The sequence below is a fragment of the Pseudomonas sp. LFS074 genome (assembly GCF_047978165.1).
Classification (GTDB): domain Bacteria; phylum Pseudomonadota; class Gammaproteobacteria; order Pseudomonadales; family Pseudomonadaceae; genus Aquipseudomonas; species Aquipseudomonas putida_P.
Genome location: NZ_JBFPFV010000003.1, coordinates 998276 through 1024546 on the forward strand (window position 1 = coordinate 998276; position 26271 = coordinate 1024546).

General features: G+C 62.9%; 26 protein-coding genes. 13 read left to right on the forward strand and 13 right to left on the reverse strand.

The genetic code is table 11. The features are described 5' to 3' along the window. Window positions 1-3: 3 nt before the first annotated feature. Both ACNQP3_RS28580 and ACNQP3_RS28585 read left to right on the forward strand, forming a co-directional pair. Window positions 4-384, forward strand: a complete 381-nt coding sequence (locus ACNQP3_RS28580) for a RidA family protein (RefSeq protein WP_012274833.1) — start codon at window positions 4-6, stop codon at window positions 382-384. A gap of 59 nt (window positions 385-443) precedes the next feature. Then, entirely contained in the window at window positions 444-1175 is a 732-nt protein-coding gene (locus tag ACNQP3_RS28585; protein WP_041166619.1) for a hypothetical protein, read from the forward strand. 141 nt (window positions 1176-1316) lie between these two features. On the opposite strand, the gene ACNQP3_RS28590 is transcribed toward ACNQP3_RS28585, so the two are convergent. Continuing rightward, window positions 1317-2186: an SDR family oxidoreductase gene (locus ACNQP3_RS28590; RefSeq protein WP_012274835.1), complete on the reverse strand. Its 870-nt coding sequence runs from the start codon at window positions 2184-2186 to the stop codon at window positions 1317-1319. Between the two features lie 190 nt (window positions 2187-2376). Here ACNQP3_RS28590 and exbB point away from each other — a divergent pair, with 190 nt between their 5' ends. The 6 genes from exbB (at window position 2377) to ACNQP3_RS28620 (ending at window position 9102) form a co-directional block, all read left to right on the forward strand. Continuing rightward, window positions 2377-3357 (forward strand): tonB-system energizer ExbB, encoded by a 981-nt coding sequence (exbB, locus tag ACNQP3_RS28595; RefSeq protein ID WP_012274836.1) that lies wholly within the window; start codon window positions 2377-2379, stop codon window positions 3355-3357. Window positions 3358-3360: 3 nt separating this feature from the next. Then, entirely contained in the window at window positions 3361-3789 is a 429-nt protein-coding gene (exbD, locus tag ACNQP3_RS28600) for a TonB system transport protein ExbD (protein ID WP_012274837.1), read from the forward strand. Continuing rightward, window positions 3786-4517, forward strand: a complete 732-nt coding sequence (locus tag ACNQP3_RS28605; RefSeq protein WP_012274838.1) for an energy transducer TonB — start codon at window positions 3786-3788, stop codon at window positions 4515-4517. Before exbD ends, ACNQP3_RS28605 begins: the two co-directional genes overlap by 4 nt. A gap of 94 nt (window positions 4518-4611) precedes the next feature. Next, window positions 4612-5538, forward strand: coding sequence for a hydrogen peroxide-inducible genes activator (locus ACNQP3_RS28610; RefSeq protein WP_012274839.1), 927 nt, complete (start codon window positions 4612-4614; stop codon window positions 5536-5538). A gap of 3 nt (window positions 5539-5541) precedes the next feature. Further along, window positions 5542-7620, forward strand: a complete 2079-nt coding sequence (gene recG / locus ACNQP3_RS28615) for an ATP-dependent DNA helicase RecG (protein ID WP_012274840.1) — start codon at window positions 5542-5544, stop codon at window positions 7618-7620. A gap of 78 nt (window positions 7621-7698) precedes the next feature. After that, window positions 7699-9102 carry an aminoacyl-tRNA deacylase and HDOD domain-containing protein gene (locus ACNQP3_RS28620; protein WP_012274841.1) on the forward strand — a complete coding sequence of 468 codons (1404 nt, stop codon included), beginning with the start codon at window positions 7699-7701 and terminating at the stop codon, window positions 9100-9102. Window positions 9103-9135: 33 nt separating this feature from the next. Here ACNQP3_RS28620 and ACNQP3_RS28625 read toward each other — a convergent pair whose 3' ends face one another. The 4 genes from ACNQP3_RS28625 to ACNQP3_RS28640 all read right to left on the reverse strand — a co-directional run bounded on the left by ACNQP3_RS28625 (window position 9136) and on the right by ACNQP3_RS28640 (window position 11483). After that, the gene (locus tag ACNQP3_RS28625; RefSeq protein ID WP_012274842.1) at window positions 9136-9510 is read right to left on the reverse strand and encodes an SCP2 sterol-binding domain-containing protein; all 375 of its coding nucleotides are present in this window, start codon (window positions 9508-9510) and stop codon (window positions 9136-9138) included. A 147-nt stretch (window positions 9511-9657) separates the two neighbouring features. Then, window positions 9658-9963, reverse strand: a complete 306-nt coding sequence (locus ACNQP3_RS28630) for an HU family DNA-binding protein (RefSeq protein WP_012274843.1) — start codon at window positions 9961-9963, stop codon at window positions 9658-9660. A gap of 187 nt (window positions 9964-10150) precedes the next feature. Then, window positions 10151-11299 carry an NAD(P)/FAD-dependent oxidoreductase gene (locus ACNQP3_RS28635; RefSeq protein WP_012274844.1) on the reverse strand — a complete coding sequence of 383 codons (1149 nt, stop codon included), beginning with the start codon at window positions 11297-11299 and terminating at the stop codon, window positions 10151-10153. A gap of 16 nt (window positions 11300-11315) precedes the next feature. Next, window positions 11316-11483: a rubredoxin gene (locus ACNQP3_RS28640; RefSeq protein WP_003253349.1), complete on the reverse strand. Its 168-nt coding sequence runs from the start codon at window positions 11481-11483 to the stop codon at window positions 11316-11318. 173 nt (window positions 11484-11656) lie between these two features. On the opposite strand from ACNQP3_RS28640, the gene ACNQP3_RS28645 reads away from it, so the two are divergent. Beyond that, a complete protein-coding gene (locus ACNQP3_RS28645; RefSeq protein ID WP_012274845.1) occupies window positions 11657-12214 on the forward strand; it encodes a chorismate--pyruvate lyase family protein in 558 nt (185 codons plus the stop codon). Beyond that, window positions 12214-13104, forward strand: a complete 891-nt coding sequence (ubiA, locus tag ACNQP3_RS28650; protein ID WP_012274846.1) for a 4-hydroxybenzoate octaprenyltransferase — start codon at window positions 12214-12216, stop codon at window positions 13102-13104. Before ACNQP3_RS28645 ends, ubiA begins: the two co-directional genes overlap by 1 nt. A gap of 33 nt (window positions 13105-13137) precedes the next feature. Here the strand turns inward: ubiA and ACNQP3_RS28655 are convergent, their stop codons facing one another. After that, window positions 13138-13506 carry a hypothetical protein gene (locus ACNQP3_RS28655; protein ID WP_060493970.1) on the reverse strand — a complete coding sequence of 123 codons (369 nt, stop codon included), beginning with the start codon at window positions 13504-13506 and terminating at the stop codon, window positions 13138-13140. A gap of 172 nt (window positions 13507-13678) precedes the next feature. On the opposite strand from ACNQP3_RS28655, the gene phoB reads away from it, so the two are divergent. From phoB to ACNQP3_RS28670, 3 genes are all read left to right on the forward strand, one after another. After that, window positions 13679-14368: a phosphate regulon transcriptional regulator PhoB gene (gene phoB / locus ACNQP3_RS28660; RefSeq protein WP_003253341.1), complete on the forward strand. Its 690-nt coding sequence runs from the start codon at window positions 13679-13681 to the stop codon at window positions 14366-14368. Window positions 14369-14416: 48 nt separating this feature from the next. Beyond that, complete coding sequence (phoR, locus tag ACNQP3_RS28665) at window positions 14417-15724, forward strand: phosphate regulon sensor histidine kinase PhoR (protein WP_012274848.1); 1308 nt, start codon at window positions 14417-14419, stop codon at window positions 15722-15724. A 227-nt stretch (window positions 15725-15951) separates the two neighbouring features. Further along, window positions 15952-17292: a hemolysin family protein gene (locus tag ACNQP3_RS28670; RefSeq protein WP_012274849.1), complete on the forward strand. Its 1341-nt coding sequence runs from the start codon at window positions 15952-15954 to the stop codon at window positions 17290-17292. 33 nt (window positions 17293-17325) lie between these two features. Here the strand turns inward: ACNQP3_RS28670 and ACNQP3_RS28675 are convergent, their stop codons facing one another. From ACNQP3_RS28675 to ACNQP3_RS28705, 7 genes are all read right to left on the reverse strand, one after another. Next, the gene (locus tag ACNQP3_RS28675; RefSeq protein ID WP_012274850.1) at window positions 17326-18222 is read right to left on the reverse strand and encodes a peptidoglycan DD-metalloendopeptidase family protein; all 897 of its coding nucleotides are present in this window, start codon (window positions 18220-18222) and stop codon (window positions 17326-17328) included. A gap of 114 nt (window positions 18223-18336) precedes the next feature. Then, the gene (locus ACNQP3_RS28680) at window positions 18337-19227 is read right to left on the reverse strand and encodes a response regulator (RefSeq protein ID WP_012274851.1); all 891 of its coding nucleotides are present in this window, start codon (window positions 19225-19227) and stop codon (window positions 18337-18339) included. Between the two features lie 153 nt (window positions 19228-19380). Continuing rightward, a complete protein-coding gene (gene phoU, locus ACNQP3_RS28685) occupies window positions 19381-20151 on the reverse strand; it encodes a phosphate signaling complex protein PhoU (protein WP_012274852.1) in 771 nt (256 codons plus the stop codon). A gap of 63 nt (window positions 20152-20214) precedes the next feature. Next, window positions 20215-21048, reverse strand: coding sequence for a phosphate ABC transporter ATP-binding protein PstB (pstB, locus tag ACNQP3_RS28690; protein WP_012274853.1), 834 nt, complete (start codon window positions 21046-21048; stop codon window positions 20215-20217). A 72-nt stretch (window positions 21049-21120) separates the two neighbouring features. After that, the gene (pstA, locus tag ACNQP3_RS28695; RefSeq protein WP_264317315.1) at window positions 21121-22737 is read right to left on the reverse strand and encodes a phosphate ABC transporter permease PstA; all 1617 of its coding nucleotides are present in this window, start codon (window positions 22735-22737) and stop codon (window positions 21121-21123) included. A 71-nt stretch (window positions 22738-22808) separates the two neighbouring features. Continuing rightward, the gene (locus ACNQP3_RS28700) at window positions 22809-25097 is read right to left on the reverse strand and encodes an ABC transporter permease subunit (RefSeq protein WP_012274855.1); all 2289 of its coding nucleotides are present in this window, start codon (window positions 25095-25097) and stop codon (window positions 22809-22811) included. Between the two features lie 138 nt (window positions 25098-25235). Continuing rightward, window positions 25236-26234 (reverse strand): phosphate ABC transporter substrate-binding protein PstS, encoded by a 999-nt coding sequence (locus ACNQP3_RS28705; RefSeq protein ID WP_012274856.1) that lies wholly within the window; start codon window positions 26232-26234, stop codon window positions 25236-25238. Window positions 26235-26271 lie beyond the last annotated feature (37 nt).

Sequence of the window (26271 nt, forward strand, 5' to 3'; positions counted from 1 at the left end):
ATCATGAGCAAGACCGTCATCACCAGCGACAAGGCCCCAGCCGCCATCGGTACCTACTCGCAAGCGATCAAGGCCGGCAACACCGTGTACATGTCGGGCCAGATCCCGCTGGACCCGAAGACCATGGAACTGGTCGAAGGCTTCGAAGCCCAGACCGTGCAAGTGTTCGAGAACCTCAAGGCCGTGGCTGAAGCCGCTGGTGGTTCGTTCAAGGACATCGTCAAGCTGAACATCTTCCTCACCGACCTGAGCCACTTCGCCAAGGTCAACGAGGTGATGGGCCGCTACTTCGAACAGCCCTACCCAGCCCGCGCCGCCATCGGCGTAGCCGCGCTGCCGAAAGGCTCCCAGGTCGAAATGGACGCCATCCTGGTCATCGAATGATGCCCCTGGTGACGGGCGCCCTGCCCGTCACCCTCTCTCCTCTGCAAGGTCAACCCGTCATGCGTCAAGCACTGCCCCTCGCGCTGGCAGCCCTGCTACTGGGCGGCTGCGCCAGCCACAAACCCGAAGATTTCAACGGCACCTGGATCAACCAGGACGCCATCACTGCGGCGGTCAAAGGCGGCAGCCTGCGCCAAGCACTGAACGAGCACGGCCCGGTATTCGAGTGGAAACTCGACGTTGCCAGCCAGCAAGCCAGCTACAGCAATGGTTTCGAGGCCGCTGACGGCCAGTTGAGCGCCAATGACAAGCAATGGCAGGCCAGCTTCGAGGGCGGCCAGACCGAGCAGTTGTCGCTTGATGGTGACGCGTTGCTGGCTGTCGACCAGCGCGGCGCCAAGCAGACCTTCGTGCGTGCCAAGGCGCCAGCTGCAGCCAATGCGCCACTGGGCAGCAGCTTCGAAAAGGCGCTGTACCAGGCTTACCTGGGCGGCGACTGGAAGATCGTCGAAGGCCAGGGCAAAGGTGCCAATGTACGTTTCAGCGACACCGGTAGCGTCACCGGCCTGCCCGGTCCGGACCGCTTCGCCCTGTGCCTGGCGGGCGATTGCGCAACCATGGGCGGCAGCAATGACAGCCTGTGGCTGGAGCGCAACCAGCGTGGTGCACCGTTCATCATCAAGCGTGATGGCGACAAGCTGGAGATTTTCCAGGCGGTTAACCGTGCTCAGCCGGACGACATGCCGGAACTGGCAGCAGGCAAGCGTCAGTGGGTGCTGGAGCGCAGCTGAAATCGAGCGCGGTTCCTGTAGGCGCGGCCTTGTGTCGCGATAGGGCTGCGAAGCAGCCCCCGCATTCTATGCGGCGACGCTGAAATCCTGGGGCCGCTGCGCGCCCCATCGCGACACAAGGCCGCTCCTACAGGGACCGCATCAGGCCTGAGACTGATTTTTTCCTTGAAGGATCGCGGCATAGCCTTCCTTGTAACTTGGGTACACCGGCGCCCAGCCCAACGCGCGCGCCCGGGCATTGCTGCAGCGCTTGCTGCCGGTGCGCCGTACCCGCTGCTCATCGGACCACTCGGTAACGCCCATGTACGCCCGCAGCCAGGCCACCACATCGGCCAGCGGCGCAGGGTCGTCGTCGACACCGATGTAGCATTCGTCCAGCGCCATGCCATCGGCATCAGCCTGCAGCAGAAACGCCAGCAGGCTGGCAGCATCCTCGGCATGAATGCGGTTGCCATACAGCGGCGGCTCCTCGGCCACACGGTAGCCCTGGCGAACCTGGCTCAACAGCCACTCGCGGCCTGGGCCATAGATACCGGTCAGGCGCACCACGCTCGCCGGGATGCCACTGGCCCGCGCCAGCTGTTCCGCCTCCAGCATCACCCGCCCGGAATAGCCCTCCGGTTCGGTGGCCGCGCCTTCCTCGATCCACTCGCCATCCTTCTGCGCATACACGCTGCTGCTGGAGACGAACAGCAGCCGACGCGGGCGCTGGCCACGCTCGACCAGCCAGGCCAACACATGACGCAAGCCATCAACATAGGCCGCCTGGTAACCCGCCTCGTCGTGCTGGCTGGCCGCCACGCAGTAAACCAGGTAGTCCAGTGGGCCTTGTGGCCAGGCTTGCGGGATCGAAGGCTCGGCCAGGTCCGCGGCGACTGGTTGAACGCCCGCTGGCAGCTGCTCGACCGAACGGCGCAGGCCACTCACCTGCCAACCTTTAGCCAGCATCTGCAGGGCAAGACGCCCACCCACATCACCACAACCCACCACCATCACGGAAAGGTCTGACATCTTTAAACTCCCTAGACCAATTGATCATCCCGGCCACGCTACACGATGGGCGGCTAGACCATAGGCGAAAAAAGCAACAAGATTACTTTTGTTAACAAGAATTACTTGCAATAATGGCGGCCAATTTGTTCTCGGCCTACCTCGAGGCCTTGGAGAACGCTCACTTTTTTCTTCATCAGGTCCGGCCAGCATGACACGTACTCAACCTTCCGCTTCGCCAACCCCGTCGCGCGCCTGGCGCGCCATCGCCGCGCTGACGCTCAGCCTGGTGCTGGCCCCGGTGGCCATGGCCGATGAGCCAACTGCCAATGCCGCCACGCCTGCCGCTGCCTCTGCTCCGGCCGCTCCGGCAGCACCTGCCGTGGAAGGCCAGGCACCTGCAGGCCAAGCGCAAGCTGCCGCCCCGGCAGATTCGCAGGTACTGGTCGACCCCGCCACCGATACACTGGTTGAAGACACCTCGCTGGGCATGGCGCACGACCTGTCCCCTTGGGGCATGTACAAGAACGCCGACATCGTGGTGAAGATCGTCATGATCGGCCTGGCCATCGCCTCCATCATCACTTGGACCATCTGGATCGCCAAAGGCTTCGAGCTGATGGGCGCCAAACGTCGCCTGCGGGGTGAAATTGCCCAGCTGAAGAAATCCACCACCCTTAAAGAAGCCAGCGAAGTCTCCAACAAGGAAGGCACCCTGGCCCACACGCTGGTCCACGATGCCCTCGAAGAAATGCGTCTGTCGGCCAACGCCCGTGAAAAAGAGGGTATCAAGGAACGCGTCAGCTTCCGCCTGGAGCGCTTGGTGCATGCCAGCGGCCGCACCATGAGCAGCGGCACCGGCGTCCTGGCCACCATCGGCTCCACCGCGCCGTTCGTCGGTCTGTTCGGTACCGTATGGGGCATCATGAACAGCTTCATCGGCATCGCCAAGACCCAGACCACCAACCTGGCCGTGGTTGCCCCAGGTATCGCCGAAGCCCTGCTGGCCACCGCCCTGGGTCTGGTCGCGGCAATCCCGGCTGTGGTCATCTACAACGTCTTCGCCCGCTCCATTGCCGGCTACAAGGCCCAGGTGTCCGACGCCTCCGCACAGGTACTGCTGCTGGTCAGCCGTGACCTGGACCACCAGGGCAGCGAGCGCGCTGCCCCGCACATGGTGAAAGTGGGGTAAACCATGGGCCTGCATCTCAACGAAGGTGGCGACGACCTCGCCGAAAACCACGAAATCAACGTTACGCCGTTCATCGACGTAATGCTGGTGCTGCTGATCATCTTCATGGTCGCAGCCCCCTTGGCCACGGTCGACATCAAGGTCGACCTGCCAGCCTCGACCGCCAAACCGGCGCCGAGGCCCGAGAAGCCGGTGTTCGTCAGCGTCAAGGCCGACCAGAAGCTGTACGTCGGCGACGATCAGGTTGCTGCGCCCGAACAGCTTGGCCCGATGCTCGACGCCAAGACCAAGGGTGACAAGGAAACCACCATCTTCTTCCAGGCCGACAAAGGCGTGGATTACGGTGACCTGATGGAAGTGATGAACAACATGCGCGCGGCCGGCTACCTCAAGGTCGGTCTGGTAGGTCTCGAGACGGCAGCCAAGAAATGACGAAAACGCGCTCGAACATGGCGCGCTACGGTGGCAGCCTGGCGATCGTGCTGGGCGTGCACGTGGTCGCCGTGCTGCTGACGCTCAACTGGTCGGTGCCCCAGGCCATCGAACTGCCCCCGGCAGCGATGATGGTCGAACTGGCACCGCTACCGGAGCCTGCGCCACCACCACCACCGAAAGCGGCTCCACAGCCACCGGCACCGGTCGAAGAACTGCCATTGCCGAAGCTGGTGGAAGCGCCCAAGCCCAAGATCGCCGTCCACAAGCCGCCCAAGCCGAAGGCCAAGCCACAGCCGCCCAAGCCCGAGAAAAAGCCTGAGCCGCCGAAGGAAGCGCCGCCAACCGAGCAAACGGTAGACGCACCGCCCAGCAACACGCCACCGCAGAAGTCCGCGGCACCGGCACCGAGCATTGCGTCCAACAGCAACGCCCTGCCCACCTGGCAGAGCGACCTGCTGCGCCACCTGGCCAAATACAAGCGTTACCCGGAAGACGCGCGCCGTCGCGGCCTGCAAGGCATCAACCGCCTGCGCTTCGTGGTCGACGCCGAAGGCAAGGTGGTGTCGTACTCCATGGCCGGTGGTTCGGGCAGCGCCGCACTGGACCGGGCGACCCTGGAAATGATCCGTCGGGCCGGCACGGTACCCAAGCCGCCACCCGAGTTGCTGAACAATGGCACGATCGAAGTCGTGGCACCGTTCGTCTACTCACTGGACCGCCGCTGAGACTTTTGTTTCTGTCACAAATCGGCAAGTCTGATAACGTGCGTCTATCGATTGCAGCCGCTATGCTGGGCCCGCAACTTCATGGACGCACGTTATGACCCTCACAGAATTACGCTACATCGTCACACTCGCCCAGGAACAGCACTTCGGCCACGCCGCCGAGCGCTGCCACGTGAGCCAGCCGACCCTGTCGGTCGGTGTGAAGAAGCTCGAGGATGAGCTTGGCGTTCTGATCTTCGAGCGCAGCAAAAGCGCGGTACGCCTGACCCCGGTCGGTGAAAGCATCGTTGCCCAGGCGCAGAAGGTACTGGAGCAGGCCCAAGGCATTCGCGAACTGGCGCAGGCCGGCAAGAATCAGCTGACCGCCCCGCTCAAGGTCGGTGCCATCTACACCGTCGGCCCCTACCTGTTCCCGCATCTGATCCCGCAACTGCACCGCGTGGCGCCGCAGATGCCGCTGTACATCGAAGAAAACTTCACCCACGTACTGCGCGAAAAGCTGCGCAACGGCGAACTGGACGCGGTGATCATCGCCCTGCCGTTCAACGAAGCCGACGTGCTGACCTTGCCGCTGTACGACGAACCGTTCTGCGCCTTGATGCCTGCCGACCACCCGTGGACGGCGAAGAAGACCATCGACACCGCCATGCTCAACGACAAGAGCCTGTTGCTGCTCGGTGAAGGCCACTGCTTCCGTGACCAGGTACTGGAAGCCTGCCCAACCTTGAACAAGGGGGGAGAAGGCTCCAGGCACACCACGGTCGAGTCCAGTTCGCTGGAAACCATCCGCCACATGGTGGCCTCGGGCCTTGGCGTGTCGATCCTGCCGCTGTCGGCCGTGCACAGCCATCACTACGCCCCCGGCGTCATCGAAGTGCGCCCGCTGACGGCACCGGCACCGTTCCGTACCGTGGCCATCGCCTGGCGCGCCAGCTTCCCTCGGCCCAAGGCCATCGAGATCCTCGCTGACTCGATCCGCCTGTGCTCGGTCGCAAAAAACCCTGCGGAACAGCCGGCCTGAGTCATGAGTGAGCTGTCGAAAGTCCCGGTCACGGTACTGAAAGGTGTTGGTGAGGCCATGGCGGAAAAGCTCGCCAAGGTCGGCCTGGAAAACCTGCAAGACGTGCTGTTCCACCTACCCCTGCGCTACCAGGACCGCACCCGAGTGGTACCGATTGGCCAACTGCGCCCCGGCCAGGATGCGGTGATCGAGGGGGTGGTCAGTGGTAGCGACGTGACCATGGGCAAGCGCCGCAGCCTGGTGGTGCGCCTGGGTGATGGCAGCGGCGTGCTGACACTGCGCTTCTACCACTTCAGCAACGCGCAGAAGGAGGGCCTGAAGCGCGGCACTCACCTGCGCTGCTACGGCGAAGCCCGCCCCGGCGCTTCGGGCCTGGAAATCTACCACCCAGAGTACCGCGCACTGAACGGCGACGAGCCGCCGCCACCGGTCGAGCAGACCCTGACGCCGATCTACCCCTCCACCGAAGGCCTTACCCAGCAACGCCTGCGCCTGTTGTGCCAACAGAGCCTTGGCCTGCTCGGCCCACGCAGCCTGCCCGACTGGTTGCCGGACGAACTGGCGCGGGACTACCAGCTGGCGCCGCTGGACGAAGCCATTCGCTACCTGCACAACCCACCGGCCGACGCCGACCTCGACGAGCTTGCCGAAGGCCAGCACTGGGCCCAGCACCGCCTGGCCTTCGAAGAGCTGCTGACCCATCAGCTGTCGCAACAACGCCTGCGCGAAAGCCTGCGCAGCCTGCGTGCACCGGTATTGCCCAAGGCCACGCGCCTGCAGGCGCAATACCTGGCCAACCTAGGCTTCCAGCCGACCGGCGCGCAGCAGCGGGTAGCCAACGAAATTGCCTACGACCTCAGCCAGCACGCGCCAATGATGCGCCTGGTACAAGGCGATGTGGGGGCGGGCAAGACCGTGGTTGCCGCCCTGGCTGCGTTGCAGGGCCTGGAAGCGGGCTACCAGGTGGCGCTGATGGCACCCACCGAGATTCTCGCCGAACAGCACTACATCACCTTCAAACGCTGGCTCGAACCGCTTGGCATCGAAGTGGCGTGGCTGGCTGGCAAGCTCAAGGGCAAGGCCCGGGCAGCCTCGTTGGAGCAGATCGCCAACGGTGCACCCATGGTGGTCGGCACCCACGCGCTGTTCCAGGAAGAGGTCAAGTTCAAGCACCTGGCCCTGGCGATCATCGACGAACAGCACCGGTTCGGCGTACAGCAACGCCTGGCCCTGCGCAAAAAAGGCGTGGCCGGCGAGCTGTGCCCACACCAGCTGATCATGACTGCCACGCCTATTCCGCGCACCCTGGCCATGAGCGCCTATGCCGACCTGGACACCTCGGTGCTCGACGAACTGCCGCCTGGGCGTACCCCGGTGAACACGGTGCTGGTGGCCGACAGCCGCCGCTTCGAGGTGGTGGAGCGGGTTCGCGCCGCTTGCGCCGAGGGGCGCCAGGCCTATTGGGTGTGCACCCTGATCGAAGAGTCTGAAGAGCTGACCTGTCAGGCAGCCGAAAGCACTTATGAAGAACTCGGCAGCGCCTTGGGCGAACTGCGTGTGGGCCTGATTCACGGCCGCATGAAACCTGCGGAAAAAGCCGAGATCATGGCGCAGTTCAAGGCCGGTGAGTTGCAGTTGCTGGTCGCGACCACTGTCATCGAAGTCGGCGTGGACGTACCCAACGCCAGCCTGATGATCATCGAAAACCCCGAACGCCTGGGCCTTGCCCAACTGCATCAGCTGCGCGGCCGGGTTGGCCGGGGCAGCGCCGTCAGCCATTGCGTGCTGCTGTACCACCCACCGCTGTCGCAGATCGGTCGCGAGCGCTTGGGGATCATGCGCGAAACCAACGATGGCTTCATCATCGCCGAAAAGGACCTTGAGCTGCGTGGTCCGGGCGAGATGCTGGGCACCCGCCAAACCGGCCTGCTTCAGTTCAAGGTCGCCGACCTGATGCGCGACGCCGACCTGCTGCCGGCTGTGCGAGACGCCGCTCAAGCCCTGGTCGCGCGCTGGCCGGATCATGTCAGCCCGCTACTCGACCGCTGGCTGCGCCATGGCCAGCAATATGGCCAAGTGTGACGCTAGTCCCAGAATGGATCCAGATTTGCTCGCAGGCTGGTTATACTTCGCGTTTAAAAGAAACAGTGGATACGGACCATGACTGAAGTTGCCCTGGACACCGCAACCCCACACGCCCCCTCTGTCATCAGGCTGCTGCTCGACAAACTCGGCGTGGCCTACCGCGAGGTGGTCGAACACCCGCAGCTGCCTGCGGCTTCGCGGGTGCAGGCGGTGCTTCTCGACGACGAGGTCGGCGCCCTCATGGTGCTGTTCCCGCAGAGCCAACTGCTGGACCTCAACCGCCTGGCCGAGCTGACCGGGCGCAAGCTCACCGCTGTGTCGGTGCCGCGACTGAAGCAGATGCTCGACAAGCACCAGCTCAAGGCCTTGCCGGGTATCCCGGCGCTGACCAGCTCGCCGTGCCAGTACGAAAAGAGCTTGCTCGACGCCGAGACCGTCTATATCCAGTCGGGCGAAGCCGGCCTGCTGCTGGAAATCGAACGCGCGAACTTCAAGCGTATGCTGGCCAAAGCCAGCGCCAGCAACTTCGGTCAGGAAGTCGAGGCCATCAGCCCCAACCTCGACCGCCCCGATGACGACACCCGGGAAATCACCAATGCCGTCCAGGCCTTCACTGCCCGACGCATTCAGAAGCGCCTGGAAGAAACCATCGAAATCCCACCGCTGGCCGACACCGCGCAAAAAATCATCAAGCTACGGGTAGACCCCAACGCCAGTATCGATGACATCACGGGCGTGGTCGAAACAGACCCGGCGCTGGCAGCGCAAGTGGTGAGCTGGGCCGCGTCGCCCTATTACGCCTCGCCGGGCAAGATCCGCTCGGTGGAAGACGCCATTGTCCGCGTGCTGGGCTTCGACTTGGTGATCAATCTGGCCCTTGGCCTGGCACTGGGCAAAACCTTGAGCCTGCCAAAAGACCACCCACAGCAGGCAACGCCCTATTGGCAGCAGTCGATCTACACCGCTGCAATCATCGAAGGCCTGACCCGCGCCATGCCTCGGGCAGAGCGCCCCGAAGCCGGGCTCACCTACCTGGCCGGGCTGCTGCACAACTTTGGCTACTTGCTGCTGGCGCATGTGTTCCCGCCGCACTTCTCGCTGATCTGCCGCCACCTGGAGGTCAACCCGCACCTGAACCACACCTACGTGGAGCAGCACCTGCTGGGCATCAGCCGCGAGCAGATCGGGGCCTGGCTGATGAAGCTGTGGGACATGCCCGAAGAGCTGTCGACCGCCCTGCGCTTCCAGCACGACCCGGCCTATGACGGCGAGTACTCGGCGTTCCCCAACCTGGTGTGCCTGGCCACTCGCCTGCTGCGCTCACGGGGGATCGGCACTGGGCCGCAGGAAGAGATCCCTGACGAGCTACTGGAGCGTTTGGGGATTACCCGGGACAAGGCCGAGGATGTGGTGAACAAGGTGCTCGAGGCCGAGAACCTGTTGCGAGAACTGGCTTCGCAGTTCCACGCACCGCATTGAGACTTCTGGGGCCGCATTGCGGCCCCGGCAATTTCAGCCTTTCTTCTTGGGTTTCAGGTACTTCATCAGCCCCTGGAACCACATCACCAGCGCCGGATTGCCCTTGATCTGGATGTTCTTGTCCTGAATCCCCTGCATGAACGCCAACTGCTTGTTGCCCGCCTGCATCGTGGCAAAGCCATAGGCCGCGTCCTTGAAGGCAATGGCAAAGGCAGGCTGCGGATGGGCCCCGCCCTTGCTGCTGATGCGCTCGTTGTTGACGACGAAGTGCCTGGCAACCTTGCCATCCAGCGTCTGCATCTGGAACACCAGGTCCTTGCCCTTGAGCTGCTGCTGGAATGCCGGATTGTTACGGCTGGCCCTGGCCATCAGCAGCCCCATGGCCCAGAGAAGAAAGCGGAACTTCATCGACGCGCCTCGATTGAAAAGTGACTAAGTTGCGCAGTTTATCCTCTTAACGACCTGATTATGCAAGTTCGCAGCAGTTACTGCGTGTAAAGCACAACGGGCGCCATGAAGGCGCCCGTTCGGGATCAACGCGTCGTCAGCGCAAGCTTACTTTTTCTTGGCGGCCTTGCTAGGCGCGGCTGGGGGATTGACGCTGTCCTTGAGGTTCTTGCCTGGCTTGAAGGCCACGGTGTTGCTGGCCTTGATCTTGACCGGCTCGCCGGTTTGAGGGTTCTTGCCGGTACGTGCACCGCGATGGCGTTTTTCGAAGGTGCCGAAACCGACCAGGGTCACGGTGTCCTTGTCCAGGGCACCGGTGATGCTGTCGAGAATCGCGTTCAAAACCTGATTGGCCTTTTCCTTGGTCAGATCGGCCTTTTCGGCGATGACGGCGGCGAGTTCTGGTTTGCGCATAGTGAAGCCTCTTTGACGGAATTCTTGTTGTTATGCCGTGCTGCCTTTAGGAGCAGCGCTCAAGGCACCGCAGGCTCTAATCTGCGGCAGACGGGAGTGAGAATGGCACGTGCTCAGAGGCCGCGCCAGTATCAGGCCGGCCATTGTGCGGGCAACAACAGGATAAATCCGACAGAACGCCCTCTATTTACGCCATTACCGGTGGCAACTGGCGATTCAGTGACAGCTTGTCCATCACGGCTGCCCCGGTCAGGGCATAGCCCAACAATTTGCCGTCAGCGCCATGGCAGAGCACTTTGAGGTCACTGCCCTGCCCCTCCACCTGCCAAGTCCCTTCGTTGCCCAGAGGCGGTGGCGAAACCACCAGCGGGCAGGCCGGGGTTTTCACGGTGATCGGCATCGGCCCGTAGGCAACCGCGGTCGGCTTGCCTGCCAGGGTTTGGGCCAGTGCCCGCGCACAACTCATCAGCGGCATCACATAGAGCAGGTTGATGCCATCCACTTCGGCACAGTCACCCAGGGCAAAGATGTTGGCGTGGGACGTGCGCAACTCGCGGTCTACGCTGACACCACGATTGGTCCGCAAGCCGGCTGCGGCGGCCAGGTCGGTACGCGGGCGCAGGCCGATGGCCGATACCACCAGGTCGCACGCGATCACGCTGCCATCCGACAGGTGCGCCTCCAGGCCTTGAGCTACCTGTTGCAGGCGGGTCAGCACCGGCCCCAGGTGGAAGCTTACGCCCAGGCCCTGCAGCCCAGCCTGCACCGCCGCTGCGGCAGCCGGGTGCAGCAGCGTCGGCATGACTTGTTCGCATGGCGCCACTACATCGACCTTGAAGCCGCCCAGGCTCATGTCGTTGGCGAATTCGCAGCCGATCAGGCCGGCACCGAGAATCAGCACACGCTGCTTGCCGACGGCGGCGGCACGGAAGCGCGCGTAGTCTTCCAGGTCGTTGATCGGGAACACCAGGTGGCTGCCATCACCCTCGATCGGCACCTGCACGGTCTGTGCGCCCCAGGCCAGCACCAGGTCGCGGTATTCCACGGCCTCTTCGCCGATCCACAGCCGCTTGTGGCCCGGGTCGATGCCGCTGATGCGGGTGTGGGTGCGGATTTCGGCGTTCAGCTGTGCGGCCATGACGCCCGGCTCGGCCATGCACAGGCCGTCGGCGTCCTTCTGCTTGGCAAAGCCCATGGACAGCATGGGCTTGGAGTACGAACGACCGTCGTCGGCGGTGATCAGCAGCAGCGGCGTCTGCGCATCGAGCTTGCGAAATTCACGGGCCAGGTTGTAGCCCGCAAGGCCGGTACCAATGATTACCACAGGGGACGTCATGTCGTGCTTTCCTCGATTAGCCGATGGAGATCATTTCAAAATCGCTTTTGCCGACGCCGCAGTCGGGGCACAGCCAGTCTTCAGGCACATCTTCCCAACGGGTGCCAGGGGCGATACCGTCGTCGGGCCAGCCTTCGGCTTCGTCGTAGATCAGGCCACAGACAATACATTGCCACTTTTTCATGGGGGTGGATTTCCTCGGTTCAGGCTTGGTTTCGTGTTGCTGCTGAGGGCCCTCTCGCAGGTGCCGACGCGCAATTCATGGGGGGCTTTTTATCGGCCCTGCCCGCAGTATGCAAGCACTCGGGGCAATCATGCTAAGCTCGCCGCCTCTCTGGTTGTAACAAGCAGACCGACGTGTCGTACGAATCCCCGCTAGCAGCCGCTGTCGCGTGGCTGCCGTATTCACAGCTGGCGACCGACATCGACCAGCCTACTCTTGACTGGCTGTTCGACGAGGGCTCGCTGACTCGCCGCCTGACCCGCCTGTCCTTCGATCACTTCTCCGTCACCCCGCTGTTCGAGGGCTGGCAGCCGCTGCGCGATGACGAATGCCAGGCGCTGGGTATCGCCGCCGGCGCCGAAGGCTGGGTGCGCGAGGTGTACTTGCGCGGCCATGGCCAACCTTGGGTGTTCGCCCGCAGCGTGGCCAGTCGCAGCGCCCTGGAGCGTGGTGGCCTGGACCTGGAAACCCTGGGCAGCCGCTCGCTGGGCGAGTTGCTGTTCTGCGACCAGGCATTCATCCGCCACCCGCTCGAAGTGTGCAGTTATCCACAGGCCTGGCTGCCGCCCGAAGCCGCCCATGCGGCGCTTTGGGGCCGCCGCTCGCGCTTCGAGCGTGACGGCCTGGACCTGCTGGTGGCAGAAGTGTTCCTGCCGGCATTGTGGCAAGCGGCCAAGGAGGAAAACCGCTGATGTACCTGCAACTGCTCAAGTCGCTCAACCGCCTGCACCCGCGGGCCTGGGACTTTGTCCAGCTCAGCCGCATGGACCGCCCGATCGGCATCTACCTGCTGCTATGGCCGACGCTGTCGGCAGTGTGGATTGCCGGCAACGGTTCACCGACCTTGGCCAATGTGCTGATCTTCGGCCTTGGCGTGGTGCTGATGCGCGCGGCCGGCTGCTGCATCAACGACTTCGCTGACCGCAAGGTGGATGGCCACGTCAAGCGCACCGCCGACCGCCCCCTGGCCAGTGGCCGCGTGCGGCCACGCGAGGCGCTGGCACTGTTTGCGATGCTGGTCGGGGTGAGTTTCCTGCTGGTGCTGTGCACCAACAGCCGCACGGTCTGGCTGTCGTTCGGCGCGGTGGCGTTGGCGTTCTGCTACCCGTTCATGAAGCGCTACACCTACTACCCACAGGTGGTGCTGGGGGCGGCGTACTCCTGGGGTATTCCCATGGCTTTCACCGCCGCAGGTGGCGAATTGCCGGCCAGCGCCTGGCTGCTGTACATCGCCAACCTGTTATGGACGGTGGGTTACGACACCTACTACGCCATGGTCGACCGCGATGACGACCTGAAGATTGGCGTGAAGTCCACAGCGATTCTGTTCGGTGACGCGGACCGCAACATCATCCTGACCTTGCAGTTGCTGTCGCTGGGGTGCTTGTTGTTGGCGGGTAGCCGCTTTGACCTGGGGGGCTGGTTCCACCTGGGGCTGCTGGGCGCTGCGGCGTGCTTTGCCTGGGAATACTGGTCGACACGCAAGCTGGACCGGGAGTCGTGCTTTAAGGCGTTTCTGCACAATCACTGGGCGGGGTTGCTGGTGTTCATTGGGGTAGTGCTGGATTACGCGTTTCGCTGAATAGGTTGGGGCCGCTGTGCGGCCCCGGCAGTTTCAAGGCTTGGCGACGTGCCACACGTCTTTGACGCCATCACCCGTCATGTCCCCAGCCTTCTTGTCCTTGACGAAGGTATACAGCGGCTTGCCGTCATAGGCCCATTGCATCGAGCCGTCATCACGCTTTATCTGCGTCCACTTGCCCTCGGCTTTTTCGCCATCCATCACTTTCAGCGGCGGCCAGTTGGTGGCGCAATCGCCATTGCACATCGACTTTCCACCGGCATCCTTGTCGAAGGTGTAAAGGGTCATGCCGGCATGATCGACCCACATGCCGTCCTTCTCCATGGCATGGTGGGCGGACGCCACCCCCGGAAGCGCCAGCGCAGCGAAAAGGGCCATCCAGCTCAGCGTTTGTCGTGTCATTGGATTCACCATTGTTTCGGGGGAATTGAGTTCGGGTTGCCGCGATTGCGGCCCTTTCAAGCCTAGTTCAGTCATGGAATGTCGCCAGAACGGCCAACACCCTGTCACACAGCTGCAATAATTCCGTTATCTAATGCGGGCCAAGACACCGAATCCAGGAGAGGTTTTGAGCATGGTTGGCAGGAACATTCTGATCGTCGACGACGAAGCGCCCATTCGCGAGATGATCGCCGTTGCCCTGGAAATGGCCGGCTATGACTGCCTGGAAGCGGAAAACTCCCAACAGGCCCACGCGATCATCGTCGACCGCAAGCCGGACCTGATCCTGCTCGACTGGATGCTGCCGGGCACCTCCGGCATCGAGCTGGCCCGCCGCCTGAAGCGCGATGAGCTGACGGGCGACATCCCGATCATCATGCTCACCGCCAAGGGCGAAGAGGACAACAAGATCCAGGGCCTGGAAGTGGGTGCCGACGACTACATCACCAAGCCGTTCTCGCCGCGTGAGCTGGTTGCACGACTGAAAGCCGTGCTGCGCCGTACCGGCCCGAGCGACAGCGAAGCACCGATCGAAGTCGGCGGCCTGCTGCTCGACCCGATCAGCCACCGCGTGACCATCGACGGCAAGCCGGCCGAGATGGGCCCGACCGAATACCGCCTGCTGCAATTCTTCATGACCCACCAGGAGCGCGCCTACACCCGTGGCCAACTGCTGGACCAGGTGTGGGGCGGCAACGTCTACGTCGAGGAGCGCACCGTTGACGTGCACATCCGTCGCCTGCGCAAGGCGCTGGGTGAAGCCTACGAAAATCTGGTACAAACCGTCCGTGGCACTGGCTACCGCTTCTCGACCAAGAGCTGATCGAGTTCAAAAGCGCCAAGCTGCACGTCGTTGTACAAGGACCGTCAATTGAACCAGAACTGGCATGCAACCCTGATTCGCCATCTGCTGTTGCTGATTACCGTCTGCCTGATCGGCGGGCTGGTCAGCGGCTACTATGGCTGGAGCCTGGCCATTGGCCTGGCGCTCTACCTGGGCTGGACCCTCAAGCAACTGCTGCGCCTGCATGACTGGCTGCGCAATCACCAGCCCGACGAAGCACCGCCCGATGGTTACGGCCTGTGGGGCGAGGTGTTCGACAGCATCTACCACCTGCAACGCCGCGACCAACGTGTTCGGGGCCGCCTACAGGCCGTGATCGACCGGGTGCAGGAGTCCACCGCCGCGCTACGTGACGCAGTGATCATGCTCGACAGCGACGGTAACCTGGAATGGTGGAACCGCGCTGCCGAGACCCTGCTGGGCTTCAAGACCCCGCAGGACGGCGGCCAGCAAGTGACCAACCTGGTACGCCACCCGCGCTTCAAGGAATACTTCGAGGCAGAAAACTACCTCGAGCCGCTGGAAATCCCTTCGCCAATCAATGACCGCATGCGTGTGCAGTTGCACATCACCCGTTACGGCAACAACGAACACCTGATGCTGGTGCGCGATGTCACCCGCATTCACCAGCTGGAACAGATGCGCAAGGACTTCGTCGCCAACGTGTCGCACGAGCTGCGCACGCCGCTGACGGTGATCACCGGCTACCTGGAAACCCTGCTGGACAACGTCGAAGACGTGAACCCACGCTGGAGCCGCGCACTGCAGCAGATGAGCCAGCAAGGTTCGCGCATGCAGACCCTGCTCAACGACCTGTTGCTGCTGGCCAAGCTGGAAGCCACCGATTACCCCTCGGACAACCAGCCGGTGGCGGTCGATGCCCTGCTCACTGCCATCAAGGGCGACGCCCAGGCCCTGTCCGGGCCGCGCAACCAGCGCATCAGCCTGGAAGCTGCGCCTGGTTTGAAGCTCAAGGGCAGCGAGTCGGAGCTGCGCAGCGCCTTTTCCAACCTGGTATTCAACGCGGTCAAATACACTCAGGACGAAGGCAACATCCGCATCCGCTGGTGGGCCGATGCCCAGGGTGCGCATCTGTCGGTGCAGGATTCGGGGGTGGGCATCGATGCCAAGCACCTGCCACGCCTGACCGAGCGTTTCTACCGTGTAGATTCCAGCCGTGCGTCGAACACCGGCGGTACCGGGCTGGGGCTGGCAATCGTCAAGCATGTGCTGATGCGCCACCGCGGCAAGTTGGAAATCAGCAGCGTGCCGGGGCATGGCAGCACCTTTACCTGTCACTTTGCGCCGGCACAATTGGCCAACGGCAAGGCTTGAGGGCCTCGGGGGCTGCTTTGCAGCCCATCGCGACACAAGGCCGCTCCTACACGGGATCGCGGTCTCCTGTAGGAGCGGCCTTGTGTCGCGATGGGGCGCAAAGCGCCCCCAAAGAATCCATCGCCCTTTGCTTTTGCGGCCCCAGCCGCTACATTGGATCCCCTGTGCCAGCAAAAGCTGGCACTTTTTTTCTCTATCTCAAAGACGGACCCCGTAAAAACTCCATCATGGACCCTTCCCCTGGTATCAGCCTCACCTCGTTATTCGCCGACTTCGGCATGATCATCTTTGCCTTCCTGCTGGTGCTGCTCAACGGCTTCTTCGTTGCCGCCGAGTTCGCCATGGTCAAGCTGCGCGCCACCCGCGTAGAGGCCATCGCCGAGCAGCACGGCTGGCGCGGCAACATCCTGCGCAAGGTACACAACCAGCTCGACGCCTACCTGTCGGCCTGCCAGTTGGGCATCACCCTCGCCTCGCTGGGCCTTGGCTGGGTGGGTGAGCCCGCCTTCGCCCACCTGCTGGAGCCGCTGCTGGCCTACTTTGGCGTGGACAGCGCCGAGCTGGTCAAGGCGATCTCGTTCTTCGTCGCCTTCTTCGTCATCTCGTACCTGCACATCGTGGTTGGCGAGTTGGCCCCCAAGTCCTGGGCCATTCGCAAGCCAGAACTGCTGTCGTTGTGGACGGCCGTGCCGCTGTACCTGTTCTACTGGGCAATGTACCCGGCCATCTACCTGCTCAATGCCAGCGCCAACACCATCCTGCGCATTGCCGGCCAGGGCGAGCCCGGCCCGCACCACGAGCACCACTACAGCCGCGAAGAACTGAAGCTGATCCTGCACTCCAGCCGCGGTCAGGACCCAAGCGACCAAGGCATGCGCGTGCTGGCCTCGGCCGTGGAAATGGGCGAGCTGGAAGTGGTCGACTGGGCCAACTCGCGTGAGGACATGATCAGCATCGACGCGCATGCGCCGCTGAAGCAGATCCTGGCCCTGGTGCGCCGCCACAAATTCAGCCGCTACCCGGTGTATGACGCCGAGCGCGAAGAATTCACCGGCCTGCTGCACATCAAGGACCTGCTGCTAGAGCTAGCTGAGCTTGAGCATTTGCCCGAGACCATCGACCTGGAAGACCTAGCCCGGCCACTGGAGCGCGTATCGCGGCACATGCCGCTGTCGCAACTGCTGGAGCAGTTCCGCAAGGGCGGCGCGCATTTCGTCCTGGTGGAGGAAGCCGACGGCAAGGTAATCGGCTACCTGACCATGGAAGACGTGCTGGAAGTGCTGGTAGGCGATATCCAGGACGAACACCGCAAGACCGAACGCGGCATCCTCGCCTACCAGCCGGGCAAGCTGCTGGTACGCGGCGACACACCGCTGTTCAAGGTCGAGCGTCTGCTGGGCATCGACCTCGACCACATCGAGGCAGAAACCCTGGCCGGGTTGATCTACGAAACCCTCAAGCGAGTGCCTGAAGAAGAGGAAGTGCTGGAGGTCGAAGGGCTGCGCATCATCATCAAAAAGATGAAAGGGCCCAAGATCGTGCTGGCCAAGGTACTGAAGCTGGATTGAGGGCCATGGGGCTGCTTTGCAGCCCCAAACATCTCAGGGGTTACCCGCAGTAAAGTCGGGCAACCCGCTGATTGGCCTGTCGAACCGGTAAGGTATCGACTCCAGCGCCAACCCCACATTGCGCTGCACCACGAAATGCAGGTGCGGCCCTGTGCTGTTGCCGGTATTACCCGACTTGGCCAGCATCTGCCCCTGCCGTACCCGCTGCCCCTCCGCCACCACCACCGAGCCACGCATCAGGTGCAGGTAAACGCCCATGGTGCCATCCGGGTGCAGGATCCTGACAAAATTGCCCGACGGGTTGGGCTCGCGCCCGCTCTGGCTGTTCTGCATCTTCACCACCACCCCTTCCCGCGCCGCGATGATGGGCGTGCCTTCGGGCATGGCGATATCCATGGCATAGCGCCCCTTGGGTCCAAAATGACTGACACGGCCATTGGGCCCCTGGGTGACGCGGAACGGCCCGCCGATCCACGGGAACGCATAGCGAAAGCCCTGGGGCCGTTTGCCTGGGTCACCCATGGCCTGTAGCAGGGTCGAACGGTAGTTCAGCAGCAGCCCTGGCCGCCCCCTGAGCACGCTGAGCATCTGCGTGGTGCGCGGCGGTAGCAGCCGGCGCACGATACGCGGGGCATCGCCGCCTTGTGCGTTCACCAGGTTGTCCAGCCGTAACTCGACCTCTACCGGCACATGCAGCTCGTTGCGTGCCGAGAAGCTCACACCACCGTCGAAGGTTTTTGCGTTAAGCAGCACCTGGCCTTCGAGCGTTTCGACCATGGGTTCGAGCAACACCAGGGGCTTGGCGCCGGGGCCGGGCCGGTCGGAGTAGGAGATCACACCGGATTCGTCAGTGATCTTGTAGAGCGTCACACCCAGGCTCGACGCCGAGGCCATGAGCAATGCACAGAACAGCAGCAGGCGCGCGGGCATGATAGTGGCTTTTTGACAGTTATGATCTGTCGAAGCCTAGCAGCGGGTTTTGTGGCGGGTATTGCAGTTGGTCGGATGGCGCAGGAGCAGCCCTGTGCTGCCCCTGCCCCTGCCTCAGGCGCCGGGGGTGAAGTGCTTCTGCGCAGTCCCTCGGGCAATCAGCCGCGACAGGTAGTCGAGCTTCTGGGCATCCTGGTCGACGAACTTGAACGTCAACTGCAGCCAGTCACTGTCAGGCTTGGGCTCCAGCGCCGCGACAGCATGCAGGTAACCGTTCAGACGAGCGACTTCGGCGCTTTCGCCCTGCTCCAGGTCCAGCACCGCGCCTTCGAGCACCTGTGGCAGCGCTTCGCTGCGGCGTACCACCAGCAGCGCTTCTTTCAGGCTAAGCGCCTTGATCACGCACGGCTGCATGCCACTGGCCAGGCGCAGCTGGCCCTGACCACGGCCGCTCGGCGCGGAGGCAGCAGGTGCGGGCGCCGTGACCAGAGGCTTAGCCGGTGCTGGCGCAGGCGCCGAAACCTTGACCGCTTCCGGCTTGCCGGCGGTCAGCGCGTTCAACGAATCGTTCGCGAACGCCGAATTGGTACGCGCCGGGCCAATAGCCATCAGGCTGTCGAGCTTGCCGATCTTGGTCAGGGCTTTTTTCACCTTGGTCAGCAGTTGTTCGTTGGTGAACGGCTTGCCGACAAAGTCGGAAACGCCCGCCTGGATCGCCTGAATGACATTTTCCTTGTCGCCACGGCTGGTCACCATGATGAACTGAAGGTGCTTCAGCGCAGGCTGCTGGCGGCACCAGGTGAGCAGCTCCAGGCCGGACATTTCCGGCATTTCCCAGTCGCACAGGACCAGGTCGAACGCTTCCTTGCCGAGCATGGCCATGGCCTTGCGACCATTGACCGCGTCGTCGATGGCCATGCCCGGGAAGGCATTGCGCAGGCACTTGCGGACCAGGTCACGGATAAACGGGGCGTCATCCACGACCAGCACATTCACTTTACTCATCGATACTCCTTCTGAATCCCGACTAGCCTACTGCCAAGTACTGGCCATTTGCTACAACCTGGTCACGCCGGGATCGTTCGCGGGTGCCTGCCGGCTCTCGACCGCAAACGAAAACGCCCGGCCAAGGCCGGGCGTCGATGCTCGGGAGCAACCTTATTTATCGTCAGATTCACCTGGAACATTAGCCTTTTCGCCGTCGACGACAGCAGTGCCCTGCACTTCTGCAGTCATGCGCTTGAGGCCCATGTGCCGCACGTCGGTGCCGCGCACCAGGTAGATAACCAATTCGGAGATGTTGCGCGCATGGTCGCCAATACGCTCCAGCGAGCGCAGCACCCAGATCACGCTCAACACCCGCGAGATAGAACGCGGGTCTTCCATCATGTAGGTGACCAGCTCACGCAGCGCTGTCTTGTATTCGCGGTCGATGGTCTTGTCGTACTGGGCCACCGACAACGCCAGGTCGGCATCGAAGCGAGCAAAGGCGTCCAGCGCATCGCGGACCATGTTGCGCACCTGGTCGCCGATGTGGCGCACCTCGACGTAGCCGCGTGGCGACTCGCCTTCTTCGCACAGCTGGATAGCGCGGCGGGCGATTTTGGTCGACTCGTCACCAATGCGCTCCAGGTCGATCACCGACTTTGAAATGCTGATGATCAGGCGCAGGTCGGAGGCCGCCGGCTGGCGGCGGGCGAGGATGCGCAGGCACTCCTCGTCGATGTTGCGCTCCATCTGGTTGATCTGCTCGTCGACCTCACGCACTTGCTGGGCCAGGCCAGAGTCGGCTTCGATCAGCGCGGTCACCGCGTCGTTGACCTGCTTTTCCACCAGCCCGCCCATGGCCAGCAGGTGGCTGCGCACCTCTTCGAGCTCGGCGTTGAACTGCTGGGAAATGTGATGGGTAAGGCTTTCTTTGTTGATCATCATTCGCTCCGCGAAGAAGCTGCAAGCTTCAAGTAGTTCGTCTCGTTCCCTGGCGGGTCGGGCTTAGCCGTAGCGCCCGGTGATGTAGTCTTCGGTCTGCTTCTTCGCCGGGTTGGTGAACAGGGTATCGGTATCGCCGAATTCGACCAGTTTGCCCATGTACATGAACGCGGTGTAATCCGAAACACGGGCCGCCTGTTGCATGTTGTGGGTCACGATGACGATGGTGTACTTGGATTTCAATTCGTAGATCAGCTCTTCGACCTTCAACGTCGAGATCGGGTCCAGCGCGGAGCAGGGTTCATCGAGCAACAGCACCTCCGGCTCCACCGCGATGGTGCGGGCGATGACCAGGCGCTGCTGCTGGCCACCGGACAGGCCCAGCGCCGACTCGTGCAGGCGATCTTTCACCTCGTCCCACAAGGCCGCGCCCTTCAACGCCCATTCGACGGCTTCATCCAGCACGCGCTTCTTGTTGATGCCCTGGATGCGCAGGCCGTAGACGACGTTCTCGTAGATGGTCTTGGGGAACGGGTTGGGCTTCTGGAACACCATGCCCACACGGCGGCGCAGCTCGGCCACGTCTTCGCCCTTGCGGTAGATGTTGTTGCCGTACAGGTTGATGGCGCCTTCCACGCGGCAACCGTCAACCAGGTCGTTCATGCGGTTGAAGGTGCGCAGCAGGGTCGACTTGCCGCAGCCGGACGGCCCGATGAAGGCGGTCACGCGCTGCTTGGGGATGTTCATGCTGACGTCGAACAACGCCTGCTTGTCGCCGTAGAACAGGCTCAGGCCCGGCACTTCGATGGCCACGGTTTCTTCGGCCAGGCGCAGGCTCTGCTTGTTGCGGCCCAGGGCAGACATGTCGATGCCGTGGGTATGGGAATCTTGCTGCATGGTCAACTCCATACGCTATCAATTCGTTTCAAAGGGCCGCCCGGCGTTCGGGCGGCACGCTTGCAATCAGGGTCAGCTGTCCAGCGCCTTGTACTTCTCGCGCAGGTGGTTGCGGATCCACACGGCCGACAGGTTGAGGGTGGCGATCACCAGCACCAGCAGCAGCGCCGTGGCATATACCAGCGGCCGCGCGGCTTCGACGTTCGGGCTTTGGAAGCCGACGTCATAGATATGGAAGCCCAGGTGCATGATCTTCTGGTCCAGGTGCAGGTACGGGTAGTTCCCGTCCACCGGCAGCGACGGCGCCAGCTTCACCACACCCACCAGCATCAGCGGCGCCACTTCACCGGCAGCGCGGGCCACGGCGAGGATCATGCCGGTCATCATGGCCGGGCTGGCCATTGGCAGGACGATCTTCCACAGCGTTTCCGCCTTGGTCGCACCCAGCGCCAGCGAACCTTCACGCACGGTGCGTGGGATACGCGCCAGGCCTTCTTCGGTCGCCACGATCACCACCGGCACCGCCAGCAGTGCCAGGGTCAGCGATGCCCACAGCAGGCCAGGGGTGCCCAGGGTCGGCGCCGGCAGTGCTTCGGGGAAGAACAGGCGGTCGATCGAGCCACCCAGCACGTAGACGAAGAAGCCCAGGCCGAACACGCCGTAGACGATCGCCGGCACACCGGCCAGGTTGTTCACCGCAATGCGGATCAAACGGGTCACCGGGCCTTGCCTTGCGTATTCACGCAGGTAGACAGCGGCCAGCACGCCGAACGGGGTGACGATCACGGCCATGATCAGGGTCATCATCACCGTACCGAAGATGGCCGGGAAGATACCGCCCTCGGTGTTGGCTTCACGCGGGTCGTCGCTGAGGAACTCCCAGACCTTGGCAAAGTAGGTGCCCAGCTTGGTGAAACCGGACATGCCGTTCGGCTGGATGGCGTGCACCACCTTGCTCAGGTTGATTTCCACTTCACGGCCATTGCCATCGCGCGCCACCAGGCTGTCGCGGGCGAAGGCTTGGTGCAGGCCAGTCAGGCGGTCTTCGATGGCCTTGTAGCGGCTGTTCAGCTCGGCGCGGTCGGCGTCCATGTCGGCCTGGGCGGCAGCGTCCAGCTTGCCGTCCAGTTCCAGCTTGCGGGCCTGCAGGCGTAGGCGCTCGAGGCCATGGTTGATGGCACCGATGTCCTTCTTTTCCAGTTGCTGCAGCTCGCCATTAAGGTGGTTGGCACGCTTGAGACGGGCTTGCAGCTCGGTCCAGGCTGCAGGGCCTTCGGCAACCACGCGGCCTTGTTCCTTGACGCTGACCAGGTAGCCGTAGAAGTTACCCCACTCGCGGCGCTCCAGGGCGATCAGGTCGGCCGGGCGCTGTTCGTCGACCAACCAATCGCCAACCACCCAGGTGAAGTCGCTGCCGTTGAGGTCGCGGTTACCCACCTTGATCAGCTCGCGGGTCATGAACTCCGGGCCTTGGTCCGGTACCGGCAGGCCGGCGCCCTTGAGGCGGGCACGCGGCACCTCTTCCTTTTGCACCACTTCGCCGATAACGATGTGATCAGCCTGGCCCGGCACCTTGTAGGTGGCCTGGACAAGATCGGCCGGCCAGAAGTGGCCCAGGCCGCGCACGGCGATCACCGCCAGCAGGCCGACGGTCATGATCACCGCCATGGCCACCGCGCCGCCGCTCATCCAGACGCCTGGGGCGCCGCTCTTGAACCAGCCTTTGAGGGAATCCTTTTTCACGGATCGCTACCTTTCTATCAAAGCGACGAGTATTTCTTGCGCAGACGCTGGCGAATCAGCTCGGCCAAGGTGTTCATGATGAAGGTGAACATCAGCAGCACCAGGGCGGCCAGGAACAGCACGCGATAGTGGCTGCCACCGACTTCCGATTCCGGCATTTCCACGGCCACGTTGGCGGCCAGGGTGCGCATGCCTTCGAACAGGTTCATTTCCATCACCGGGGTGTTGCCGGTGGCCATCAGCACGATCATGGTCTCGCCCACTGCCCGGCCCATGCCGATCATCAACGCCGAGAAGATGCCTGGGCTGGCGGTGAGGATGACCACGCGGGTCAGGGTCTGCCAGGGCGTCGCGCCCAGTGCCAGCGAGCCGAGGGTCAGGCTGCGTGGCACGCTGAACACCGCATCTTCGGCAATGGAATAGATGTTCGGGATGACCGCGAAGCCCATGGCGATGCCCACTACCAGGGCGTTGCGCTGGTCGTAGGTGATACCTAGGTCGTTGGTGATCCACAGGCGCATGTCGCCGCCGAAGAACCAGCTTTCCAGGTGCGGGCTCATGGTCAGGGCGAACCAGCCGGTGAACAGGATGACCGGGATCAGGATCGCCGCTTCCCAGCCATCCGGCACACGCAGGCGGATCGACTCCGGCAGGCGGCTCCAGACGAAGCCGGCCAGCAGGATGCCAAACGGCATCAGCAGGAACAGGCTGAACACACCCGGCAAGTGGCCTTCCAGGTATGGGGCCAGGAACAGGCCGGCGAAGAAGCCGAGGATCACCGTCGGCATCGCTTCCATCAGCTCGATCACCGGCTTGACCTTGCGGCGCATGCCAGGGGCCATGAAGTAGGCGGTGTAGATGGCAGCGGCAATGGCCAGCGGGGCGGCCAGGATCATCGCGTAGAACGCGGCCTTGAGGGTACCGAAGGTCAGCGGCGACAGGCTGAGCTTGGGCTCGAAGTCGGTGTTCGAAGCGGTCGATTGCCAGACGTACTTGGGTTCGTCGTAGTTCTCGTACCACACCTTGCCCCACAGCGCACTGAAGGAAACCTCCGGGTGCGGGTTGCGCAGGCTCAGCGGCAGCAGCTTGCCACCTTCTTCGATGATGATGCGGTTGGCGCGTGGCGACAGGGCCAGGATGCCAGGGCCTTCGGCAGCCGGCTCGACCAGCAAGGTACGGTGCGCGGTGCTGTGGAACACGCCCAGCTTGCCGTCGGCGTCGAGGGCGATGAAGCCCTTGCGGCGCTCTTCGGCGTCGATCTGCACGATAGGCGCCTTGCCCATCTGGAAGGTACGAATCTGCTTGAAGCGCGATTCGCCATCCGGGTCGCGGGCCATGAACCACTGGGCCAGGCCGCCCTTGGAGTCACCGATGATCAGCGAAATGCCACCGACCAGCTGGGCCGTGGCGGTAATTTCAGTGTCGGCGCTTTCAGACAACTTGTAACGGCCGTTGAGGCTCTTGTCGCGCAGGCTGAACACGTCAGCCGTGGCGCGACCGTTGATCACGTACAACCACTGCTGGCGCGGGTCGATGAAGATGTTCTTCACCGTTTCGGTCATCTGCGGCAGGGCGATACGGTTCTGCTCGGTGGTGACCTCTTCGGTCATCATGTTTTCCGTGCGAGTCAGCTCGACCACCTGCAGGTGCGCGCCAGTGGAACCGGCCAGCAGCAAGGTGTCGCCATTGACGTTGACGCTCACGTGCTCCAGCGCGCGGCCCTGTTCGTCGAGCACGAACGGCTGCTCGCCGTACGGGTAGTCGATGCCGGGGGCGATGGTTTTCTTGTTGTCGGGGTAGGTGATCTTGTAGGTGTGGTGGAACACCAGCGCCTGGCCATTGGACAAGCCAAGCACCACCAGCGGGCTGCCCGGCTGGTCGGTACTGATCGACGTGACCTGGGTGTCTGCCGGCACCGGCAGGTCGACCCGCTTGAGCGCGTTGCCGGTTTTGGTATCGAAGAACAATGCCTGGCCCTTGTCCGAAACCCGCATCCCCACCAGGTTCTGCTCTTCAAGCGCGATCATCAGCGGGTTGCCGGCATCCTGCTGCAGCCAGGTCGGCTCCAGGGCTTTCTTGCTGGTCAGCTGGGCGCCCTGGAACAGTGGCAGTACCACGTACGCCAGGTAGAAGAAGATCAGGGTGATTGCCGCCAGTACGGCAAGACCGCCGACCAGCACATACCAGCGGGTCAGGCGGTCCTTGAGCGCGCGCATGCGGCGCTTGCGTTGCAACTCGGGCGTATTGAAATCAATGCGCACGGGCTGGGAGTTTTGGGTCATGTTGGAATTGGCCAGATCATTCATGCGCACACCCTAGCGGTCCCGTGTGACAAAAACATTACAAAGTGGTGACGCGCGAAAGCCCGCCGCACAGGGAACCTGGCTTCGGACTGGAAATTCGTGGAAGAGGCCGGGCAGTGGCTCCGGCCTCTTCTTAATTACTTACTTCTTTGCAACGTTACCCGCGTGGGACAGGCCCAGGTCAGCCAGGGTCTTGTCGACGACTTTGGCCGGCAGCGGAATGTAGCCATCCTTCACCACGACCTGCTGGCCAGCTTGCGACAGCACCAGCTTGACGAACTCGGCTTCCAGCGGAGCCAGAGGCTTGTTCGGCGCCTTGTTGACGTAAACGTACAGGAAGCGCGACAGCGGGTAGCTGCCATTCAGGGCGTTGGTTTCGTTGTCTTCGACGAACTCGCCGCCTTCCTTCTTGGCCAGGGCCACGGTCTTGACGCTGGCAGTCTTGTAACCAATGCCCGAGTAACCGATGCCGTTCAGCGAAGAGCTGATCGACTGCACGACCGAAGCCGAGCCAGGCTGCTCGTTGACGTTAGGCTTGAAGTCGCCTTTGCACAGGGCTTCTTCCTTGAAGTAGCCGTAGGTGCCCGAGACCGAGTTGCGGCCGAACAGCTGGATTGGCTTGTTGGCCAGGTCGCCGGTCACACCGACGTCACCCCAGGTCTTGATCTCGGCCTTGCCACCGCACAGGCGGGTGGAGGAGAAGATGGCGTCGACCTGAGCCATGGTCAGGCCCTTGATCGGGTTGTCTTTGTGCACGAACACGGCCAGGGCATCGACGGCGACCGGGATTGCGGTCGGCTTGTAGCCGTACTTCTGCTCGAAGGCCTGCAGTTCGACGTCTTTCATCTTGCGGCTCATCGGGCCGAGGTTGGCGGTGCCTTCGGTCAGCGCGGGTGGCGCGGTGGAGGAGCCGGCTGCCTGGATCTGGATGTTTACGTTCGGATATTCCTTCTTGTAGGCCTCGGCCCACAGCGTCATCAGGTTCGCCAGGGTGTCGGAACCAACGCTGGAGAGGTTGCCCGATACACCGGTGGTCTTGGTGTAGGTCGGGATCGCAGGATCGACAGCGGCTACCGCGTTGGCGGTTGCAACGCCAGCGGCGGCAAAGGTGAGGGCCGCCATCAAACGCTTCAGTTTCATGCCTTGCTCCTAGCAGGAATATTGGGGTGTTGGATGG

Bases quoted from the DNA above. Each gene is read 5' to 3' on its own strand.
- ACNQP3_RS28580 (WP_012274833.1), top strand. From the start codon at position 4: ATGAGCAAGACCGTCATCACCAGCGACAAGGCCCCAGCCGCCATCGGT.
- ACNQP3_RS28585 (WP_041166619.1), top strand. From the start codon at position 444: ATGCGTCAAGCACTGCCCCTCGCGCTGGCAGCCCTGCTACTGGGCGGC.
- ACNQP3_RS28590 (WP_012274835.1), bottom strand. From the start codon at position 2,186: ATGTCAGACCTTTCCGTGATGGTGGTGGGTTGTGGTGATGTGGGTGGG.
- exbB (WP_012274836.1), top strand. From the start codon at position 2,377: ATGACACGTACTCAACCTTCCGCTTCGCCAACCCCGTCGCGCGCCTGG.
- exbD (WP_012274837.1), top strand. From the start codon at position 3,361: ATGGGCCTGCATCTCAACGAAGGTGGCGACGACCTCGCCGAAAACCAC.
- ACNQP3_RS28605 (WP_012274838.1), top strand. From the start codon at position 3,786: ATGACGAAAACGCGCTCGAACATGGCGCGCTACGGTGGCAGCCTGGCG.
- ACNQP3_RS28610 (WP_012274839.1), top strand. From the start codon at position 4,612: ATGACCCTCACAGAATTACGCTACATCGTCACACTCGCCCAGGAACAG.
- recG (WP_012274840.1), top strand. From the start codon at position 5,542: ATGAGTGAGCTGTCGAAAGTCCCGGTCACGGTACTGAAAGGTGTTGGT.
- ACNQP3_RS28620 (WP_012274841.1), top strand. From the start codon at position 7,699: ATGACTGAAGTTGCCCTGGACACCGCAACCCCACACGCCCCCTCTGTC.
- ACNQP3_RS28625 (WP_012274842.1), bottom strand. From the start codon at position 9,510: ATGAAGTTCCGCTTTCTTCTCTGGGCCATGGGGCTGCTGATGGCCAGG.
- ACNQP3_RS28630 (WP_012274843.1), bottom strand. From the start codon at position 9,963: ATGCGCAAACCAGAACTCGCCGCCGTCATCGCCGAAAAGGCCGATCTG.
- ACNQP3_RS28635 (WP_012274844.1), bottom strand. From the start codon at position 11,299: ATGACGTCCCCTGTGGTAATCATTGGTACCGGCCTTGCGGGCTACAAC.
- ACNQP3_RS28640 (WP_003253349.1), bottom strand. From the start codon at position 11,483: ATGAAAAAGTGGCAATGTATTGTCTGTGGCCTGATCTACGACGAAGCC.
- ubiA (WP_012274846.1), top strand. From the start codon at position 12,214: ATGTACCTGCAACTGCTCAAGTCGCTCAACCGCCTGCACCCGCGGGCC.
- ACNQP3_RS28655 (WP_060493970.1), bottom strand. From the start codon at position 13,506: ATGACACGACAAACGCTGAGCTGGATGGCCCTTTTCGCTGCGCTGGCG.
- phoB (WP_003253341.1), top strand. From the start codon at position 13,679: ATGGTTGGCAGGAACATTCTGATCGTCGACGACGAAGCGCCCATTCGC.
- ACNQP3_RS28670 (WP_012274849.1), top strand. From the start codon at position 15,952: ATGGACCCTTCCCCTGGTATCAGCCTCACCTCGTTATTCGCCGACTTC.
- ACNQP3_RS28675 (WP_012274850.1), bottom strand. From the start codon at position 18,222: ATGCCCGCGCGCCTGCTGCTGTTCTGTGCATTGCTCATGGCCTCGGCG.
- ACNQP3_RS28680 (WP_012274851.1), bottom strand. From the start codon at position 19,227: ATGAGTAAAGTGAATGTGCTGGTCGTGGATGACGCCCCGTTTATCCGT.
- phoU (WP_012274852.1), bottom strand. From the start codon at position 20,151: ATGATCAACAAAGAAAGCCTTACCCATCACATTTCCCAGCAGTTCAAC.
- pstB (WP_012274853.1), bottom strand. From the start codon at position 21,048: ATGCAGCAAGATTCCCATACCCACGGCATCGACATGTCTGCCCTGGGC.
- pstA (WP_264317315.1), bottom strand. From the start codon at position 22,737: ATGAGCGGCGGCGCGGTGGCCATGGCGGTGATCATGACCGTCGGCCTG.
- ACNQP3_RS28700 (WP_012274855.1), bottom strand. From the start codon at position 25,097: ATGAATGATCTGGCCAATTCCAACATGACCCAAAACTCCCAGCCCGTG.
- ACNQP3_RS28705 (WP_012274856.1), bottom strand. From the start codon at position 26,234: ATGAAACTGAAGCGTTTGATGGCGGCCCTCACCTTTGCCGCCGCTGGC.